This window comes from Synechocystis sp. LKSZ1, from assembly GCF_040436315.1.
GTDB lineage: Bacteria > Cyanobacteriota > Cyanobacteriia > Cyanobacteriales > Microcystaceae > Synechocystis.
This window is the reverse complement of sequence record NZ_AP031572.1, coordinates 2,552,926-2,571,437: the sequence shown is the minus strand read 5'-3', so window position 1 is coordinate 2,571,437 and position 18,512 is coordinate 2,552,926. Positions and strand designations below refer to the sequence as shown.

13 protein-coding genes are annotated in these 18,512 nt (G+C 45.2%); 11 read left to right on the top strand and 2 right to left on the bottom strand.

The window, feature by feature from the left end:
• The first annotated feature begins 136 nt into the window (after nt 1–136).
• A complete protein-coding gene (locus ABXS88_RS11645) occupies nt 137–793 on the top strand; it encodes a response regulator transcription factor (protein ID WP_353672213.1) in 657 nt (218 codons plus the stop codon).
• Here ABXS88_RS11645 and ABXS88_RS11640 read toward each other — a convergent pair.
• The gene (locus ABXS88_RS11640) at nt 785–1,411 is read right to left on the bottom strand and encodes a pseudouridine synthase (protein WP_353674815.1); all 627 of its coding nucleotides are present in this window, start codon (nt 1,409–1,411) and stop codon (nt 785–787) included. The two genes, ABXS88_RS11645 and ABXS88_RS11640, sit on opposite strands and share 9 nt — an antisense overlap.
• Nucleotides 1,412–1,476: 65 nt before the next feature.
• On the opposite strand from ABXS88_RS11640, the gene glmU reads away from it, so the two are divergent.
• The 10 genes from glmU to ABXS88_RS11590 all read left to right on the top strand — a co-directional run bounded on the left by glmU (nt 1,477) and on the right by ABXS88_RS11590 (nt 10,980).
• Nucleotides 1,477–2,847: a bifunctional UDP-N-acetylglucosamine diphosphorylase/glucosamine-1-phosphate N-acetyltransferase GlmU gene (gene glmU / locus ABXS88_RS11635; RefSeq protein ID WP_353672212.1), complete on the top strand. Its 1,371-nt coding sequence runs from the start codon at nt 1,477–1,479 to the stop codon at nt 2,845–2,847.
• 15 nt (nt 2,848–2,862) lie between these two features.
• Nucleotides 2,863–3,498, top strand: coding sequence for an ATP phosphoribosyltransferase (hisG, locus tag ABXS88_RS11630; protein WP_353672211.1), 636 nt, complete (start codon nt 2,863–2,865; stop codon nt 3,496–3,498).
• A 126-nt stretch (nt 3,499–3,624) separates the two neighbouring features.
• Nucleotides 3,625–4,239: a transcriptional repressor LexA gene (gene lexA, locus ABXS88_RS11625; protein WP_353672210.1), complete on the top strand. Its 615-nt coding sequence runs from the start codon at nt 3,625–3,627 to the stop codon at nt 4,237–4,239.
• A gap of 146 nt (nt 4,240–4,385) precedes the next feature.
• A complete protein-coding gene (locus ABXS88_RS11620; protein ID WP_353672209.1) occupies nt 4,386–5,573 on the top strand; it encodes a lipid-A-disaccharide synthase-related protein in 1,188 nt (395 codons plus the stop codon).
• Between the two features lie 109 nt (nt 5,574–5,682).
• A complete protein-coding gene (locus tag ABXS88_RS11615) occupies nt 5,683–6,660 on the top strand; it encodes a GAF domain-containing protein (RefSeq protein WP_353672208.1) in 978 nt (325 codons plus the stop codon).
• Nucleotides 6,661–7,074: 414 nt separating this feature from the next.
• Entirely contained in the window at nt 7,075–7,719 is a 645-nt protein-coding gene (gene pdxH / locus ABXS88_RS11610) for a pyridoxamine 5'-phosphate oxidase (RefSeq protein ID WP_353672207.1), read from the top strand.
• Nucleotides 7,720–7,857: 138 nt separating this feature from the next.
• Nucleotides 7,858–8,898 (top strand): DMT family transporter, encoded by a 1,041-nt coding sequence (locus tag ABXS88_RS11605; RefSeq protein WP_353672206.1) that lies wholly within the window; start codon nt 7,858–7,860, stop codon nt 8,896–8,898.
• 226 nt (nt 8,899–9,124) lie between these two features.
• Nucleotides 9,125–9,415 (top strand): cupin domain-containing protein, encoded by a 291-nt coding sequence (locus tag ABXS88_RS11600; protein WP_353672205.1) that lies wholly within the window; start codon nt 9,125–9,127, stop codon nt 9,413–9,415.
• Nucleotides 9,416–9,435: 20 nt separating this feature from the next.
• Entirely contained in the window at nt 9,436–9,738 is a 303-nt protein-coding gene (locus ABXS88_RS11595; RefSeq protein ID WP_353672204.1) for a hypothetical protein, read from the top strand.
• A gap of 222 nt (nt 9,739–9,960) precedes the next feature.
• Nucleotides 9,961–10,980, top strand: coding sequence for an IS4 family transposase (locus ABXS88_RS11590; RefSeq protein WP_353674761.1), 1,020 nt, complete (start codon nt 9,961–9,963; stop codon nt 10,978–10,980).
• A gap of 100 nt (nt 10,981–11,080) precedes the next feature.
• On the opposite strand, the gene ABXS88_RS11585 is transcribed toward ABXS88_RS11590, so the two are convergent.
• The gene (locus ABXS88_RS11585; protein WP_353672203.1) at nt 11,081–18,484 is read right to left on the bottom strand and encodes a UvrD-helicase domain-containing protein; all 7,404 of its coding nucleotides are present in this window, start codon (nt 18,482–18,484) and stop codon (nt 11,081–11,083) included.
• Nucleotides 18,485–18,512 lie beyond the last annotated feature (28 nt).

Sequence of the window (18,512 nt, the reverse complement as noted above, 5' to 3'; positions counted from 1 at the left end):
AGTCCACGCAGAAGGTTTGCTGTTAGTGATAAGCCCTACTTATTTTCAGCCTATCGAATCAGTATGAGCAATTATACTGCTACAATTGAAGAGATTGAAAGCCTCGTTTTGCGGTTAATCACTGCCCAGGGTATCCATGAAAGAGCATCCAGCCAAAGCCACCAAAGAAACCTATCGCTTACTCCTCGTGGACGATGACCCCAATCTTATTTTGTTGGTCAAAGATTACCTCGAATTTCAGGGCTATGACGTCATGACGGCGGAGAATGGGCAAGAGGCCCTGACGATTCTCGATACCTATGTGCCGGATATGATCATCTGCGACATCATGATGCCGGAGATGGATGGCTATGCCCTGATTAACCAAGTGCGCCAAGACCCCCGGATTAGCTGGATTCCGGTTATGTTTCTCTCAGCCAAGGGCCAGAGTCAAGACCGAGTCAAAGGCCTCAATACCGGCGCCGATGTCTATATGGTGAAGCCCTTTGAGCCCGAGGAACTGGTGGCTCAGGTTGAATCCTCCCTGCGGCAGGCCAGCCGTCTCCTGCGTTTCCATCATCGGCCGACGGAGGATAGTCACCCCCTCCAGGTTCCCAGTAATGTTGAGCTGACTCCCACAGAGCTTAAAGTGGTGCAGTTAGTAGCCCAGGGCATGGCCAACCGTGAAATTGCCGAGAAAATGAAAGTCAGTCAGCGTACGATCGAAAGCCATGTGTCCAACATGCTCAACAAAACCAGTCTGCATAACCGGACAGAACTGGCCCGCTGGGCCATCCAGAGCAATCTAGCCTAGTCGTTGCAACCATTGGCCCTCAGTGGGAGTTAGCCAACGCCACTGGCCCGGCTGGAGCCCCTCAAGGGTTAAGGTTAACGGCTGAGGCGTTCTTCTGCGCTGGGGGATCATCACCGTCATCGCTACCCGCACCAGGCGAAGCGTCGGAAAACCAATGGCGGCGGTCATGCGACGGACTTGACGATTGCGCCCTTCGGTTAGGGTCAGTTCTAGCCAACTCGTGGGAACACTTTTACGATAGCGTACCGGGGGCTGACGCGGGGGAAGTAGCGGTTCTGGCTCCAGGCGGTGCACCTGGGCCGGTCGGGTGTGGTAGTCCTGAATTCGTATTCCCTGGCGTAGGGGTTCTAGGTCGCTGTCTGCGGGAATCCGTTCGACTTGGACCCAGTAGGTACGGGCATGGGCAAACTGACGATGGGCCAGGCGATGCTGGAGAGGGCCATGGTTGGTGAGGAGTAGGAGGCCCTCGCTGTCAAAATCTAAACGACCGGCAGGATAAAAATCCGGTAGGGCAATAAAATCCTTGAGGGTGAGACGTGGTTCGGGAGTATCCCCAGGGTTCGTGAACTGACAAAGAACCCCGTAGGGCTTATAGAACAGCAGGGTGGTCTCACAAATCCGTTGCAGGGGAGTGGGATGGGACACGATATACTCAGATGCGATGATATTGACGAAAATACAGCATGGTCGCGGTAGCAATCTTGGCGGCGGGTAAAGGTACTCGCATGAAGTCCACCTTACCAAAAGTTCTCCATCGACTCGGCGGGCTGACCCTGGTGGAGCGAGTCTTAGAAAGTTGTCGCTCCCTGAATCCAGAACGACAGTTATTGATCGTCGGCTACCAGGCCGATGCCGTCCGGGCCCAGTTTCAAGGCAGAATCGATGTGGAATTTGTCGAGCAACGACAACAACTCGGCACGGGCCACGCGATTCAACAACTTCTACCCCATCTGCAGGGATACCAAGGTGATCTCCTGGTTCTGAATGGCGATGCCCCCCTCCTGCGGCCGGAAACCCTGCAACAACTTATGCAGACTCATCAGCAACATCAAAATGTCGCTACCGTCTTAACAGCTCATCTTCCTAACCCCAAGGGCTACGGCCGGGTGTTCTGCGATGGCAATAATCACGTTACCCAGATCGTGGAAGATCGGGACTGTAATGACGCCCAACGCAAAAATCATCGCATTAACGGTGGTATTTATTGTTTTCATTGGCCCCGTCTAGCGGCTATCCTTCCTCAACTCCAGGCTAACAATGACCAACAGGAGTATTATTTAACCGATGTGGTACAGTTCCTCCAACCAGTGATGGCCATGGACGTCGAAGACCACCTAGAAATTAGCGGCATTAACGACCGTAAACAATTAGCCAGTGCCTACGAAGTTCTGCAAAACCGCATTAAAGACCAATGGATGGCGGCGGGCGTTACCCTGATTAACCCCGACAGTATTACCATTGACGATACCGTCCAAATCGGCACTGATGTCGTTATTGAACCCCATAGTCACCTCCGGGGTAAAACCATTCTGGGCAATGGCTGTCGGATTGGGCCGGGCAGTTTGCTCGAAGATAGCGTGGTCGGGGAAGGAACGAGTATTTTATACTCCGTCGTCAGCCAGAGCACAATTGCCTCCCATTGCCGCATTGGCCCCTATAGTCATCTGCGGGGCGGAGCTGAAATTAGTGACCACTGTCGTATCGGTAACTTTGTTGAAATTAAAAAATCCCAGATTGGCCCCCAAACCAACGTGGCTCACCTCAGTTACTTAGGGGATGCCCGTCTAGGGGAACGGGTGAACGTCGGTGCTGGCACCATTACCGCCAACTACGATGGGGTCAATAAGCATCAAACCAACATTGGTAATGGGACTAAAACCGGCGCCAATAGCGTCTTCGTGGCCCCCGTCACCCTGGGCAATTCCGTAACGGTGGCGGCGGGTTCCGTCGTGACCCATGATGTCCCCAGCGATGCCCTGGTGATTGCCCGCTCCCGGCAACGGGTGATTGAAAACTGGAATATCCAACCGGCCCCTCCCGCCAGCGACTCCTAATCCTACGGTTCTATCATGCTTACCATTGCTTTACCCAAGGGGGCCTTGCTCCGCGATAGTATCCAACGCTTCCAGGCCATTGGCCTAGACTTCAGCGCCTTTCTCGACCCCCAGAATCGTCAACTCCAGATTATCGACCCCACTGGAACCGCAAAAGCGCTCCTGGTGAGAACCCATGATGTACCAGTTTACGTCGAGTACGGACAGGCCCAACTCGGGGTCGTGGGTTACGATGTTCTCCTGGAAAAAAGCCCCAGCGTGGCCCACCTTAGCGACCTCCAGTTTGGCCAGTGTCGCCTGTCGGTGGCCGTGCCCGAAGCGAGTCCCTACCGGCGTTCCATCGACCTGCCTCCCCACAGCAAAGTCGCCTCGAAATTTGTCCACTGTGCCCAAGAGCATTTTCGTCGTCTAGACCTGCCGGTGGAAATCGTGCCCCTCTACGGCTCCGTGGAACTTGGCCCTATCACCGGCATGTCCGAGGCCATCGTGGATCTCGTCTCTACCGGCCGGACGCTTAAGGAAAATGGCCTGATCGAAATTGAGGTGCTATTTGAAAGTACGGCTCGCCTGATTGCCCACCCCCTTAGCTATCGTCTCAACGGTGACCGCTTGCATCATTGGCTTCATTGCCTGCGGTCGCTCAAAACCTGAAAAATGAGCCGGCTACCTCAGGGCCTGTTACAAAACTTAATTTTTTAGTACGAGGGTTCTGAAAAAAGGGGGAGTACGCTAAAATAGGTCAGCAGTGCTAAAGAACACAAGCAGGAGCGACTCACTATGGAATCTCTGACCCGCGCCCAACAAGAGCTTTACGACTGGTTAGTAAAGTACATTGAGGAAACCCAGCATGCCCCCTCTATTCGTCAGATGATGCGAGCCATGAATCTGCGGTCTCCGGCCCCGATCCAAAGTCGTCTGGAGCGCCTCCGCAACAAAGGTTACATTGATTGGACAGACGGTAAGGCGCGTACGCTTCGGATCCTGCACCATAAGCCCAAAGGCCTGCCGGTTTTAGGGGAATTAACCAACGGGGAAATTGTAGAGCCCACCACCGAGGATGTAGAAAAACTAGATCTCAGTCATCTGCTCAAGCTCAACCATGTCTATGCCCTTAAGGTTTGTGGCGATAGCCTGGAGGATGACCTCGTGGCCGATGGCGATATGCTGATTCTGCGTTCCGTCAGCGGAGAAGAAACCATTGCTGATGGAGAACTGGTGGCCGTGCGTGTCGAAGAGGAAGGAACAACCCTCAAGCGCTACTACCAAGAGGGGGATAATGTGTTGCTAAAGCCCATGACCTCCAACAAAAAAGTTTTAGAACTCAAGGCCAATCAAGTAGAAATTCAAGGCATTTTGATTGGGGTATGGCGCAATTACCAAGCCGAAGAGTAGTCGGTGATTGCCGGAGTAACCAAGTCTTTCAGGGAATAGAACTGAGTCTTGTTCTTTGTCATGGATGAGAAGATGGTCTGGGAGTCAGGCCACTCTCTCCTCTGTTTTGCGCCCAATACTTAAAGGATAAAATAATCAGGAGTTGTGTGCGCAACGTTTTATTTTTGAGTAATGGCCACGGCGAAGACCTCAATGCCGGCCTGATTATCTCGGCCTTGCAGCAACTTGAGCCCCAGATTGTCATCCAGGGCCTACCTTTGGTGGGGGAAGGCCAAGCCTATCGTAACCAGCAAATTCCTCTGATTGCACCGACCCGGAGTCTGCCCTCCGGTGGCATTATTTATACCAGTCCTTTGAACTGGATCAAGGACATTTCGTCGGGACTTTTGGGCCTTCTTCTACAACAACTCCAGGCCCTTCTGCGCGTCCGCCATCGCTTAGACCTGCTGGTGGCGGTGGGGGATATTGTTCCCATTGCCTTTGCTTATTTTAGCGGCAGGCCCTTTATTGTTTTTTTGGTTTCGACCTCTAGCTACTACGAGGGCCGATTACGGATTCCAGTCCTGACCCTCTGGTGCTTGCGTTCATCCCGCTGTGTGCAAATTCTAACCCGCGACTCGTTTACAGCCCAAGACCTCCAGGCCAGGGGACTGCATCAGGCCCAATGTCTCGGCTATCCGGTGATGGATGCCCTCACCCCGAAAGGCATTGTCCTACCGCAAGAACCGGGTCGGCCCCTCATTGCCCTTCTCCCCGGTAGTCGTCTGCCCGAGGCGATCAATAATCTTGAATTACTCTTGCCCCTGTGTGAACGGTTGACAGACGTTCGGCCCAGTCACTTTGCCATTGCCCTTGTGTCAGTGATTACGCCAGCGGATCTCCAAGCCTTGGCGGATCGTCTCGGTTGGATCTTCGAGAACCAGCAGTTATGCAAAGGGCTTTGTCGGGTAAGCTGTCATTGGCAGGCCTTTGCCGATATTGTTCACCGTTGTGACTTGGTGTTGGGGATGGCGGGAACGGCCGTAGAACAAGCGGTGGGACTCGGTAAACCCGTCCTGCAAATTCCGGGCCATGGCCCTCAATTTACCTACGCTTTTGCGGAAGCTCAAATGCGTCTGCTGGGGCTTTCCGTTACGATGGTGGGCAAACATCCCCAAGAAGTGGGCCTCGTGGACAAAGCTGTCGCTAAAATACTGACAATTCTAGATAATCCCGCCTACTTGGCTCGCTGTCGGGAGAATGGGGTAGAACGGCTTGGCCCTAGCGGTGGGTCTTTGGCCATTGCCCACCAGATCCAAGCAACGCTACAGGATCTCGCCAAGACAACTATCTAAGTTGTTATTGGGAAGACCTTCTATTCTTCCACTCCGGAAGATTTAGCCCGCCCACCGGCCCTTCTCAAAAAGTCTCTGATACGTTATAAATTCCTAACCATTATTGAAAATGAGTATTGATTCCCAATCCCCGGATGAACTTCTCCAGAGCATCCACCACCACCGCCAAGAGCTAGAAACGCTCCGAGCCGAAACGGCGATGCTCACGGTTCATAATCAGATTCTGAAAAACTTTGTTTCTTTGGCCAGTACCTCCGCTGGCTGGCTAATTGTGAAAGCCACTCTCCAGAAGACCCTGGAAGCGGCGATTAAGCAGACCCAAGCGGCCCAGGGGAGTTTATTTCTCCTCGATTCCCAGGGCCATGTCACCGAAAGTATTCTGGCTCGGGGGGCCACAACCCGTGTCCAACGGGAAGAAATTCTGGGCCAGGTGTTGGATAAGGGATTAGCGGGTTGGGTCAAGGAAAATCGCCAAACGGGCCTAGTAACAGATACCCTCAAAGATTTTCGCTGGCTGAAGCTTCCCGATGAACCCTACGAAGTTCGCTCGGCCCTGGGGATTCCCATCTTTTGGGGTGGAGTTTTATTGGGGGTCATGACCCTGATGCACCCGTTACCGGGCCAATTTAATGAAGGGATAGCCCACGGCATGGAAAAAACCGCCGAGCTGATTGCCCTGGTATTGAATACGGCCAAAGTTTATACGGAGCGCAAGCAGGTTGAAGATGAATTGCGGACTCGGGACGAGCTCTTTGGCCAATTAATTCTCAATTTTCCCGGTATTCTTTGGGTGTTGGATAATCAGGGGAACTTTTTAGTCTGCGGGGGCCTGGCCTTTCCCAATCTAGGTGTTTCCCTAGAAGAGAGCCTGGGGCGTTCCGTCTTCGACCTGTACGCCATTGCCCCTAATTTACTCACTGCCATTAACGAAGCCCTGACTGGCCAAGGCGTTGAAGCAGTCAACTTTAAACTCCATGGTCTGAATTATCAAGGGTGGTGTAGTCCCATCTGTGATGGGCAGGGCCGGGTTCTCCGTATCCTCTGCATCCTGCATCCTCTGCCTAGTCTGCCTAAAACGGTGGTTTAGAGCCAAAGGCCGAGTCCTGCGTCTGGTTTATGTACTATATTCCTTGGGAAGTTGGCTTAAGGCCCTTCTCTCAGCGTTTATCCGGGCTCCCGTTGGGTAGTCTAGATTAACCAAGTTAGGTCAACGTTTTCTCTAGCGCACTCAGGTTTTTAGTGAATCCATGGCTACCTTTGGCCCTGGCTAGAACGTCTGAGTCAATACCAGCCGTTAGTCGAGTCCGTGGCCTGAGGATTGGGGCCTTAATTACCGGTCAGGACTAACATAATAAGCCTAATTAGGCTTACGGTACAGCAGTTACGACATCCGTTGGGGACAGCAAATCAACGAGTGAGTAGGCTTTTCAGCTTTTCTGAGCACACCAGACTCACACGCCATTCGCTGTACTAGTTAGGGAAACGAATAGAATGAAAACATATGGATTTAAGTGCGTTACGTCGTGATTATAGTAAAACTGGGCTCACCCGATCGAGCCTTCAGTCGGATCCCTTTGATCAATTTGAGCAGTGGTTTCAGCAAGCCACTCAAGCTAACCTGCTAGAACCTAATGGCATGATTTTAGCTACTGTGGATGCCCAGGGAATGCCCATGCAGCGGACTGTTTTACTTAAATATTTCGATCGCCAGGGCTTTGTCTTTTTTACCAATTACGAGAGCCGCAAAGCCCAACATATTCACCACAACCCCCAGGTGTGTCTACTTTTTCCCTGGTGGGCGCTGGAACGACAGGTGATTATTACCGGCATCGCCATCCCAGTTTCTACCGGGGAATCTTTAACCTATTTTCTGTCTCGTCCTCGGGGTAGTCAGCTTGGGGCATGGTGTTCTCAGCAAAGCCAAGTGATTTCTTCCCGTCAGTTGCTAGAAGTCCAGTTTGAGAAAATGCGGGAGAAATTTGCTCAGGGCGAAGTGCCGTTGCCCCCCTTTTGGGGTGGATATCGAGTGATTCCCCAAAGCTTTGAGTTTTGGCAAGGACGCTCCAACCGCCTACACGATCGCTTTTTGTATCGTGCTGCGGCAAGCGGGAGTTCCCCATGGACGATCGATCGACTATCTCCCTAAATTGTCTTCAGTTCAATTTCAACCTCTCTACTCGCTAGGGAAACTAATTGAATGGAAACTCAGACTCAACCCTTGGCGAGTAAAGCTCCGTTTCCGAGGCCCTACTCGCTAGGGAAACTAATTGAATGGAAACCAAAATTGATACATCTCATCAACCGTATTCCTGGGCAGTTTTATCTTTGGCTAGCTGTTCTGATCTTTGGAGCTTCCAGTGCCGTGACCCGCAAGATTACAGAAATTGGTGCTCATAACTTTGTGGGCGGACAAAATCCGATCTCCCTGTGCAATGTTTTGTTTGTCGGCAATCTGTGTGCCTTGCTGGTGCTACTGATAATTCACAAACATCAGTGGAACCGGAGAACCCTAGCACGATTATCCCGGCGAGAATGGATCGCTTTAGCGATGGTTGCAGTTCTATCAGGTGCCCTGGCTCCTGGCCTAATCTTCCAGGCATTAGCCTTAACTCCAGTGACCAATGTGGTTCTGGTGGGGCGCTTAGAACCACCGCTTACCCTGGCGTTGTCGATCTGGCTACTAGGCGAACAGGTGAAGGGCTGGGACGTTGCGGGGGCGATCGCGGCGTTCATAGGAGTTGCCATTACCATCCTGCTTCAACCTACTCCAGCCCCTCTGATGCCCATGGGGGGATTTCACCTCAGCCTGGGTGAGTTATGGGCTGTGTTGGGAGCAATTACCTTATCCATTTCAACTATCATTGGTAAACAGCGATTAGCGAGAGTGCCACTTGGCCTCTACAGTACGGTGCGGACAGGTCTGGGAACCCTGATCTTTTTTGTGGTGGCCTTAGTGCTGTATGGCCGCACTCATTTTATAGGGGTCTTCTCCCCCTTTCTGTGGGAGTGGATGCTATTATACGGTGTCATTATTGTGGTGGTAGGCCAATCTTTCTGGATCGTGGGATTACGGGCCTCATCGGTTTCTACAGCATCAGTGATTGGCTCTTTTACTCCAATCGCAGGTATTCTGGCCGCCTATTGGATTTTGGGAGAAATTCCCACTCATGCCCAATTTGTCGGTGGCAGTATCATTTTTCTGGGTCTGGTTCTTAGTCAGGTAGGCGTCTATTCCCAAACCCTTCGTAGACTTGCCATGACGAGGGTTACATCTGCTCAAGCCGAGCAAGCGATCGAGACCCAAATGGGATTTAAAGGAATTTGATCAGCGGGTAACTTGACAAAGCATGAAGAGTCGCGGCGTCTCCCTAGTTATCCATTGACACTTATCTGTGACCCTGGATAGGAGCAGGTTTTTGAGTCAGAGGAAAGTAGGGAATTCAAATTCTTTTTTAGTAGAGGTTTCAGCGCTAAATCCATTGTCAAATGACTAGTCCCGTGGTCTGAAGCTTTGGGGATATACTGATGGAAAATTCCCTTTATCATCTCCTATGACTGCTCAAACCGAACTCAAAATTCACATTGATAGCCAACCTAGTCAAAAAAAGCTCACCGCTCTGGGGGTTCGGAGCTGGCCCATCTGGACAAAGGAGGCCTCGGAGTTTCCCTGGTACTACGAAGAAAAGGAAACCTGTTACCTACTGGCAGGCCAGGTAAGCGTGACCACAGACTCAGAAACGGTGACCTTTGGCAAAGGAGATTTAGTGACCTTTTCAGCAGGCCTGTCCTGCACCTGGACGATTCACGAGGCCGTTCGTAAGCATTACTGCTTTGGCGAGTAGGACAACACAAGGATTCACTCATGAAAATTGGAGAGCGTCTTAGTCGTCTAGTTAAGGTCTTTTCTAGTGCCTTGATTACTGGAGCACTGGGGTTAGAGCTGGGGAATGTTATACTTCAAGGCTCCCTGTTCCCCGCTTGGTCGTTGGTTTTTTATCTGGGGAGGGTGGCGCTAATCGGTCATGCTCTCGAGAGCCTGATTGCCGCAGTGTACGCTCCTTCTAAGGGAAGATCACCACTGAGTATCGGCGTTTATACCTTCTTTGTGGGAACCATCGGTTTAATGGAGCTTTTCCAAGGCCCTGTCAGCCAAGATGCTCAGTAAACCAGAAAGCTTGGTGCTGGTTTTCCAAAGGAAGGATAATAATAAGAAATTTGTCAAAAATAGAGAGAACTAAATGTTATTAATTTAGTATTTTTGCTTTATCCAATTTTAATAAACTAATACTCAATAAATCCAGAAGTGTTGAATGTTAGAAGAAAATCAAAAAGGTAAAGCCCCTAAACTTGTATAATTAGGGGCACAAAATCAAAATAACTGAATATGATTATATCAAACTTTCCTCAAGTTGTGCAAAAGCATCTGGGTCACTTGCCCAAAAAGGATTATCCAGAACTGGACACCTTTAAGTTTGTCTCAATTTGGCTAAGTTTCGTGCTAGACCAAAGCCAAACAAGCATGAGAAGTCAATTCAAGAGATTAAACGCGAGAGGAGAGTCAGTAGATATATCGACCTTCTCAAAAGCAAGTAAAAAGCGAAACCCAAAGGTTTTTAAAGAAATATTAAAAAAGCTAAAAAAAGAAGTAGAAGTCTCTCGAGAACCAGAAAAAAGGGAACTGGTTTTGTTTCCACTGGACTCAACAGTGATATCGTTAACGAGCAAATTATTATGGAGACAAGGACATCATCAGGTAAAACTATTTAGTGGGATTAATTTAGACACAGGAGCCCCAGGAGGAATAGTAATTAATTTTGGTCAAGGGCATGATAGTAAATATGGGAATGAAACGATAGAAGCAACGCCAGAGAATGGAGTTGGGATAATGGATAGAGGATTTTGTAGTCTAGCAAGAATAGCAAAACTGCAAGAAGAGAAAGAGCGTTACTTTGTGTTAAGAACAAAGAACAATATAAGCTTAAATATGCTGGAAAATGGAAAGTATGAAATAGGAAGTGGGAAGGAAAAGCTAGAAGGAAGAGTAGTAGTATTTAGTGATAGAGAAGAAAGAACAGAGTTTAGGTTGGCAACAAATTTACCAGAAGAGGGAGAGGGAGGAATAAGTAATGAAGAGATAGCTGAGTTTTATCGATTGCGTTGGCAAATAGAACTATTATGGAAGTTCTTAAAAATGCACTTAAAGTTGGACAGGCTAATCACTAAAAATACAAACGGAATAGAGATTCAGATTTATAGTTGCCTGATTGGATATTTAATGTTGAGATTGGTAAGAATTCCGAAAGAGTTTGGGGAATCTTTATTAGATAAGCTACGGTATTTACAGGCATTTATGTGTGAAAAAATAAGTTATGTACACTGGCTAAGAGAGTTAGTGGTAAATTGTTGAATCTGGGCTTTTACAGAATCGTTGTGTCTATTCCTTGGTGGTTCAAATAAACCATTCAATATTTCTGCAATAAATCAATAGCTAATTTCACCTAAAAAATTCAAGTGAGTCTTCCAGTTAGTAATACAGTGTATAACCAACCCTGTTCTCTAATTTTAGGCGCGATTTTATTAAGAATATTCTCATTAATTCTTTGAAGATCAACAGGATAGCGATAAACATTACTTACTCTCAGCTTTGAATTACTATTTCCCGAGAAATCCTTACTTAGTATTGCTATTCTTGTATTGTCTTTGCCATGACAGATAGTTCTTTGATTAACACGCACCAAGTCATTAACTTTAACTTGAGATTTAATATAGTTTTGAAGGTCTTGAACTCGTAAATTAGAACCAAATCTATATTCTATAGAAAATCCAGGCCAAGAAATAAAAACCTCATCTGGAATACCTTCAAGGAAAACTCTATTTTGATTAACGCTAGTATATTGATTAAGATCTTTCCAAGACTTTTCTCTATCTCCCCAACTAAAGTAAAGAGTATTCTTAGCACGAGTCAGAGCCACATAATACAGTCGGGCTTCTTCAGCAGCAAAATCCCTTAGTTTAATTCCAGAATTAGGATTATTAGTAAGTGGAAAACGAGCCTGAGAAGAAGTAACAAAAACAACATCAAACTCCAGCCCTTTAACCTTATTGATTGTTGAAATTGTGATATTGTAATTGCTAGATGAAACCTGGTTGACAACGCGCTCAAAATCTGAAGTTTTTAAGTCTTTTATAAACTCAATATGTTGACTTAAAATGCTGTTATTGCTATTCTCTATTAAAGTTGCATTCCACAGTTCTTCAATCTGTGCTTTCCCTTTAACATGGTCAGCTAAATTATATTGATTGTATTGTTTAATTAACTGTAAATAAAGTTGATTAGAAAGAGAAATTTCTCCATTATTTTGTTGATAGTTTTCACAAATATCTAGCCACTCTGCAATTTCCCGTATCTGAGACAGCTTTAGGTCGTCTGAACGCTGAATCTTTAATGATTGAAATCCATTTTCTCTAAAGTTCTCATATATCTCAGAAGCTTGAGCATTAGTTCTACATAAGACAGCAATACTCTTTTGATGTTTACTATTCTCATCATCTAATAAAGCTTTTACTATTTCTTCAAGATTGGAAATTATACTATAAACACTTCCAGTATCATTCCTAAAAGCACTTAATTTCACATCACTTTTTAATCTTCTTTGTAGCCTGTTAGTAATTTTGTTTGTATATGATTGAGAGCGCTCTACAATCGATATAGCTGACCGATAGTTAAAGGTTAAATTAAGATATTCTGCATTAAAATTAGTTTGAAAATCATCGAAGTATTGGTGAGCGTGAAGACGAGCTTGACCAAAATCCGCTAGCCATAGCTGTTGATTTTTCAATCGATTCCATAAAAGAATATCCTGATCATCATCTCCAATGACCATTACACCTGCACCAGAGGCTTTATAAAGAGAATTAATAACACTATAAAAATCCTCATTCATATCTTGAAATTCATCAACAAGAATTGCTCGATACTGGCTAGCAACTTGTTCTCTAAAATCACTATTTTCTGCCATTTTTAGAGCAAATTCATGCAGAGAATCTTCTAAGCTCTTAAGATCGCTATCTAGATTTTTTAATGCAAAGCTGTGGAATGTGTAAACTTGCAGTCGCTGAACATAAGACCCATAGCCCAACTCAGTAAATAACCGACTAATTCTCTTTTTAATTTCATATACAACAGCGCGATTAAAGGCTAAAACTAGAATTTCACGTGGCTGTATCCCCTGGCGATAAATTAGGTCTGCACACCTCATCATTAAGACATGAGTTTTACCAGCGCCAGGGCCGGCATTGACCAACAAGTTTTTGTTATAAGGAAACTGACAAACTAGCAATTGCTCTGCACTTAGCTTCTCTATTTCTTTAGTAAATGCTTCTTGACGAACTCGAGTTAACAAATTTAATAAATCAGCATTTCGTTGCAGGGTTTCTTCCTCGATTTCGCCAACACTTTTTTCTATCACTTTCTGCAATTCTTCAGGTGAATCAGCCGAGAAGTACTTATCGATATAAGCTGATTTCATACTATCTGGCAATAAAGCATATAACTCTGTTGCAAAAGAGCGAAACTCAGCCATTTTATTTACTCTGGCTAAGCACTCATACATTTCACAATCACTTTCCAAGATACCTTCAGCACCTGGAGAGACAAGATTTTTATCTATTTTGTGAACTGCTACAATATAGCTATAAGTCGTTAGTTTTTTCTGGTTTCTATAGAGGCCGAGATTAGAGAGCAGTCTGAGAGCTGCTTTTAGGTCTCGAATACTAATTGATGTCTGACAGCATTCTAATAATTTAGCTAAGCTTAAGCTTGATTCAGTTGCTAATTTTTTAGCAATCTCACTTGCTAGATACTGAATGTTTTTGAGCCTTTTTTCAATAATTTGTTTGCGCTCTCTAGATAATGTATACTGCCAAATTATATTATTCTCTTTGTCAACAGTTTCGCGAATCCTTAAAGAGCTATCATTACAGAGTTTGATTGCAGATCTCACAACTCTTCTCTGAGAGCTTTGCATTCTTCTTTGAGTAATATTTTGACCTTCTTCTTTCTCTAGAACAGCTTTGTTTATTGATGCCAGCATCATTTCGATTGAAATACTTCTATTGACATCATTAGAGCTGACCAGAAGAAATTCCAAAACCTTGTCAAGCCAAGTCCACATTTGAGCTTGAAGGTTGTTATACTTACCTTCTTCAAACTCAATTTCTCTTAAGATTTTAATACTACCAGAGCGATTTAATTGATAAAGAGCATGATAGACGTCATCCAATCGAGGTAAATCAGATTTCTGCCATAGAGAATCTATTTTAATTTCTGCTTCATCTAATTCTTGGATTGTTTGACTAGACTTGGCTTCAGAACCTTGTTGAGCTTTAACAATTGCTGAATCTACTCTAGTTGAATTTGATTTTGAGCCAAATAAAAAGCCAAGAAAGTCTTTTGCAAAGCCAAATAAATTATCTAGAAAACCAGATGATTCTCTAGGTATATTTTCTGGAGATTCAGATAATATTTGAGAGTCGCTAGGAGATTGAGAGTAGATTTCCAACAAAGCTTGAGCAAGTAAGCCAATATCACTAGATTTATTAGCATCTTTTTCGAGTTGAGCGCGATTAATTTGAATTTTAAGCAGTCCCGCTAAATAACCCTTGATTTCAATTCTTTCACATCTTTCTAGCCAAAAAAGATGACTTCTTAGAGCATTTTCTGTGAGATCATCAAATTGATCAACTGGAATGATACAGACCTGTTGATTGGTTTGAGCTAATGGTCTAGATGCGTCCCGAATGCTGTTCCAGAGTTTGATAAGCATAGGGGGCGTAATTCGGCTTTCTTTAATCTGAGCGTGATTTTTATCGAAATCCGCCAGTGCATACAGTAATTTTCCTTCTAACCTGTCGAGGCCAGCCTCTTCTCTCAACAAGCGATCTCGTCCAATTCTACCCACTTCTTGCAAATAGTCTTCGAGGTAAGGTGGCGGTGCGAGATGGATACACCAATGGATGTGGGGAATATCCATTCCCATCCCAAAGGCTTTGGTACAAATTAGAACCTGTATTTGCCGCTCTAAAAAGGCTTCATAGATCTCAAGGCGTGTCTCGGCCTCCAGACCCGCATGAAAATATTCAACTGTAGCATCCACTTCTTGACGCTCCTTGAGTAGTCTGCACAGTATCTCTGCATGATTTTTTCGAGTAACAAATATAATAATACTACTAATCTTTGGGTTGGCTTTTTTGATAGCTTCTTCTATATAACCAATGCGGTTAGAAATGAGGGCATCTGGATCTTTACCAAAAATTGATGTGCCGACATTTTCAGCACCCAGATGAATAAATGGCTGAATGGGATGCCGCATAGTTTCAGGACGTGCGACATAGGCACGTTCACCTTCTGCAATACCAGCTTCTCGTTCTAGCTCGCTTCTAACAGCTTCTGTAACGGTAGCAGAAAACATGAGTAGATGAGTATTGCTGTAGCAACGCCGAATTTCTTTCATCACATATAAATAATCGGGTCGAAACTCGAACCCCCACTGGCTGATGCAGTGCGCTTCATCGATGACGACGTACTCAAATCCATTATCAATGTCGTACCGACGCTGTAGGGCCTCCCGAAAACGCTTTACACGGAACCGCTCCGGAGCAACAAACAGCAGTTTGATACGATTATCTACAATCCCTTGGTATACCTCATCCATCACCCAAGAATCACGATCTCCGCTCAAGTAATCGACCGACTGCAAAAATCCCTTAGCCCACAGACTTTTGACCTGATCTGCCATAAGGGCCCGTAGGGGAGTAATCACTAGAGTCAGCCTTTGTGTATGGAAACCGCGCAGTAGAGCTGGCACCTGGAACAAGACCGATTTGCCTTCACCCGTGGGCAGGCGAACTAAAACATCTTGGTTGTTAGGAATAATGGCTTCGATGGCAGGCTTTTGAGTATTTTCTCTAAAGTCTGGATAATCCCAGTTGGCCTGGAGAAAAGCTCGATAGGATTCGTAATCTGTGGGTGCTATCTGACGCTCCAATTCTCCAAGTCCATCTCTGAGTGCTTCGATTAATCTTGTTTCCTCTGCCTCAGTTGGCGGGGAAATGGGGATGTCTTGGCGTACCAAGTCGTTTCTTCGGTTGAGTCTAACGCTGTCCAGCCGAGAGTCTAGGATAATGGGCACGGACTTAACTGTTTCGCACTGCAAAAGTCCATTGAGCCAAGGTCTCAAATAGTAATCAAGGCAGTTTAAGACATCACTTTCTGACAGCCTGACGGGAATAGGTTGACGAGGAGGTACCGACGAAGATTCATATTGAGTGAATGAGTCCAAAATTTCAGGATCAGCGCCATCCATATCATCGTCGCTGTTACTCTCGTCTTCGTCAGCTTCATGCTCTTGTTCTAAATTTTCTTCTGGTTGAATTGAGAGGTCTTCCGTAATGGCTTGTGAGTTTAGGCAGATCCACCACTGATAAAGTGGCAAGGACTCAATAACCAATTGGACGGGATAGCTCAAGGTTTCAGAGGCTTCTAACCAAAGGTGAGCATTGTTGACGGTATCAACCGCTAGACGCATTCCTCGACGGTGAAGGGTTTCTAAGACCCGTAGCACACTACTGGACACTCGATAAGTTTGTCCTAAATTAGCTAATACATGGGTGATGGCCTCTACTTCGCGGGAATGAGTGGCTAGGAGAACAATGGTAGTTTCATCGCTATAAACAGCGGCAAGGGCAAATAATCGAAGTAAGGTAGCTTCCCAGTAGCGTAAACGATTACCAGAGGTTGGGGGAATGGCTTCTTCAGCAAGTCGGTTGTACGATGTTCCTGTAGCTTGCCAGCGAGGCAAGGTGGCTATTGCCTGATCGTTGGAATTAGAACTGGTTTCTTGAATTGTCAATAATGACGGCAATTGCTTCCAAAATCGATGGAGCCACCAGCAAGGGTGATTGGTTTCTTGCAAGGCTACAGGATTGTATTCTAGCCAGTAGCGAAACTTGGGAAGCTCATCTTGACGGACTAATTGTAAAAGTGAGGCTTCGTCTATAAGCTGGAACAAACTTTGGGCAAAGAGCGAATTTGTACTAAATTCATCACGAGTAGGAAGTTTAGAGACAGGTAAATTAAGCTTGTTAACATCGGTAATTGACAGGCTTAGACTTTGCGGTATCAACTCCAGATAGCTTTCTTCTGCATGGATTAGTTGGATATTTTCTGTGTTTGGAAATTGAGCAATATCATTTCGGTAGGCACTATAGGTTGTAACTTGAATATAATCACCAGAGTCTCGTAAATCTGGTACTAAATCATTATCAATACAATTTGGGAGAATTTGGACTACTTGTTCTTTTAACCAAGCAGGTAGCATGGCTAGTGTGACTTGAATCTGGTAGTTTGCCGCATCTCTGACGACACAAGCAATTGCCATTAGCCCAGCGTTATCTGGATGATTAACGACCGCTTCGTCTAGTTTGTCTGGTGAGAGAATTTGGGCATCGGAATAAGCATGAATAACCTTGGGCCGCCACGCAAATTCTGACCATAATCGCCATTTTGATACAACAATTAGCCTCGGAGACTGAGCAAAATTAGCTGACAAAGATGGATATTTTAAATCACCTAAGCGCTCAATACTTTCGCCAGACTCATACAGGCATTGAAGGGGATTAGTCGCTTGTTCAATTTGTGACTCTCTGAACTTTTGAGGCAAATATGGAAGTTGTTGTTGAAAAAGTTGAAAAGTCGCCTCTGCGTCATAGTCAGCTTGGTGGGCTTTGTCTGAGGTTGTGAGGGCGTGGCTTTTTTTCCAAGGTTCTAGCAACCATGATATCAATAGAGTATCCCAGACGGGAATATTTTGGAAAAAGTTGGAATAGAATTGGCGCAGAATAGGTAAATCCCAGGCAATTATGTTATGACCAACTAACCATTGAAGTGGTTGCCTATTAGCATGAGTTTCTATTTTTTCTAAAATTTTTCTAATATTGCTTAATGCAACATTATCTGATTCAAGAGATCTTTGTCCATTTATGTACCAGCCCATTTGATAAATTTGCTTTCCATCACTTTCAATATCAACAGCAATTGTACGACCAGAAAAAACAGCATTTATGTAATCTTTTTGGCGGTCTAAATCAGTAAGCTTTTCAGTAATTTGAATCAGCTCCTGAGGTTTCATCATTACCGATAACTCTGCTAATGTACGGCTCCAGAAATTATCAGGCAGGAATTGCTCGCATTCATCTATTAAGTTAATTAGTTCACTATAAGACAGATTAGAAAAAAACGCAGTAGGCTTTTGCCTTAATGCTTCAAGCATTTGTTGCTTAAGACTGTTTTTCTCTGCTTCATTTATAGCAAAATAAGGTGATTTTTGCTTAATTTTTATCCATCTTTTGTATTCTTCAATACTTTCAATTTTTTGCTCATACTGATCTATTACTGATGCAAGTAATGGATCAATGTCTAGGTCAAGCTTAACTTGTGGATAATTAAAAACTCCACTTCTTGTCCATAAATCAACGTACCATTGAGACTGTAGAATATTATTTAATGACGATGATGGAAAGTTGGCTAGTGCTTTTAGCCTATCTGAGTAATAAGTTTCGAGAGATTCTGGATCTGCAAGATCACTTTCAAGAAGCCAATTAATAGCGATTGCTCTGCCATTTCTTTGATATTCATGAGGACTTACTCCAAGAGTAAATAGGCATCTTTCATTAGAAATATCATTTTGTCTTAGCCAATCTCTAGAATGATGCCCTTTATATCCAGTAATATGTGCAAAGACCTTATATCCAGTAATGTTTGCAAAAACCCTTCCCAGATAAAAATTTATGATATTAATATCAGGTTTTATATGACCAAATGCTTTATCTGATGTCCATGTAATAACTCCCATCAGTGGATATCTAGGATAAAGAGCATGA

Bases quoted from the DNA above. Each gene is read 5' to 3' on its own strand.
- ABXS88_RS11615 (WP_353672208.1), top strand. From the start codon at position 5,683: ATGAGTATTGATTCCCAATCCCCGGATGAACTTCTCCAGAGCATCCAC.
- ABXS88_RS11595 (WP_353672204.1), top strand. From the start codon at position 9,436: ATGAAAATTGGAGAGCGTCTTAGTCGTCTAGTTAAGGTCTTTTCTAGT.
- ABXS88_RS11585 (WP_353672203.1), bottom strand. From the start codon at position 18,484: ATGGGAGTTATTACATGGACATCAGATAAAGCATTTGGTCATATAAAA.
- glmU (WP_353672212.1), top strand. From the start codon at position 1,477: ATGGTCGCGGTAGCAATCTTGGCGGCGGGTAAAGGTACTCGCATGAAG.
- pdxH (WP_353672207.1), top strand. From the start codon at position 7,075: ATGGATTTAAGTGCGTTACGTCGTGATTATAGTAAAACTGGGCTCACC.
- ABXS88_RS11645 (WP_353672213.1), top strand. From the start codon at position 137: ATGAAAGAGCATCCAGCCAAAGCCACCAAAGAAACCTATCGCTTACTC.
- hisG (WP_353672211.1), top strand. From the start codon at position 2,863: ATGCTTACCATTGCTTTACCCAAGGGGGCCTTGCTCCGCGATAGTATC.
- ABXS88_RS11600 (WP_353672205.1), top strand. From the start codon at position 9,125: ATGACTGCTCAAACCGAACTCAAAATTCACATTGATAGCCAACCTAGT.
- lexA (WP_353672210.1), top strand. From the start codon at position 3,625: ATGGAATCTCTGACCCGCGCCCAACAAGAGCTTTACGACTGGTTAGTA.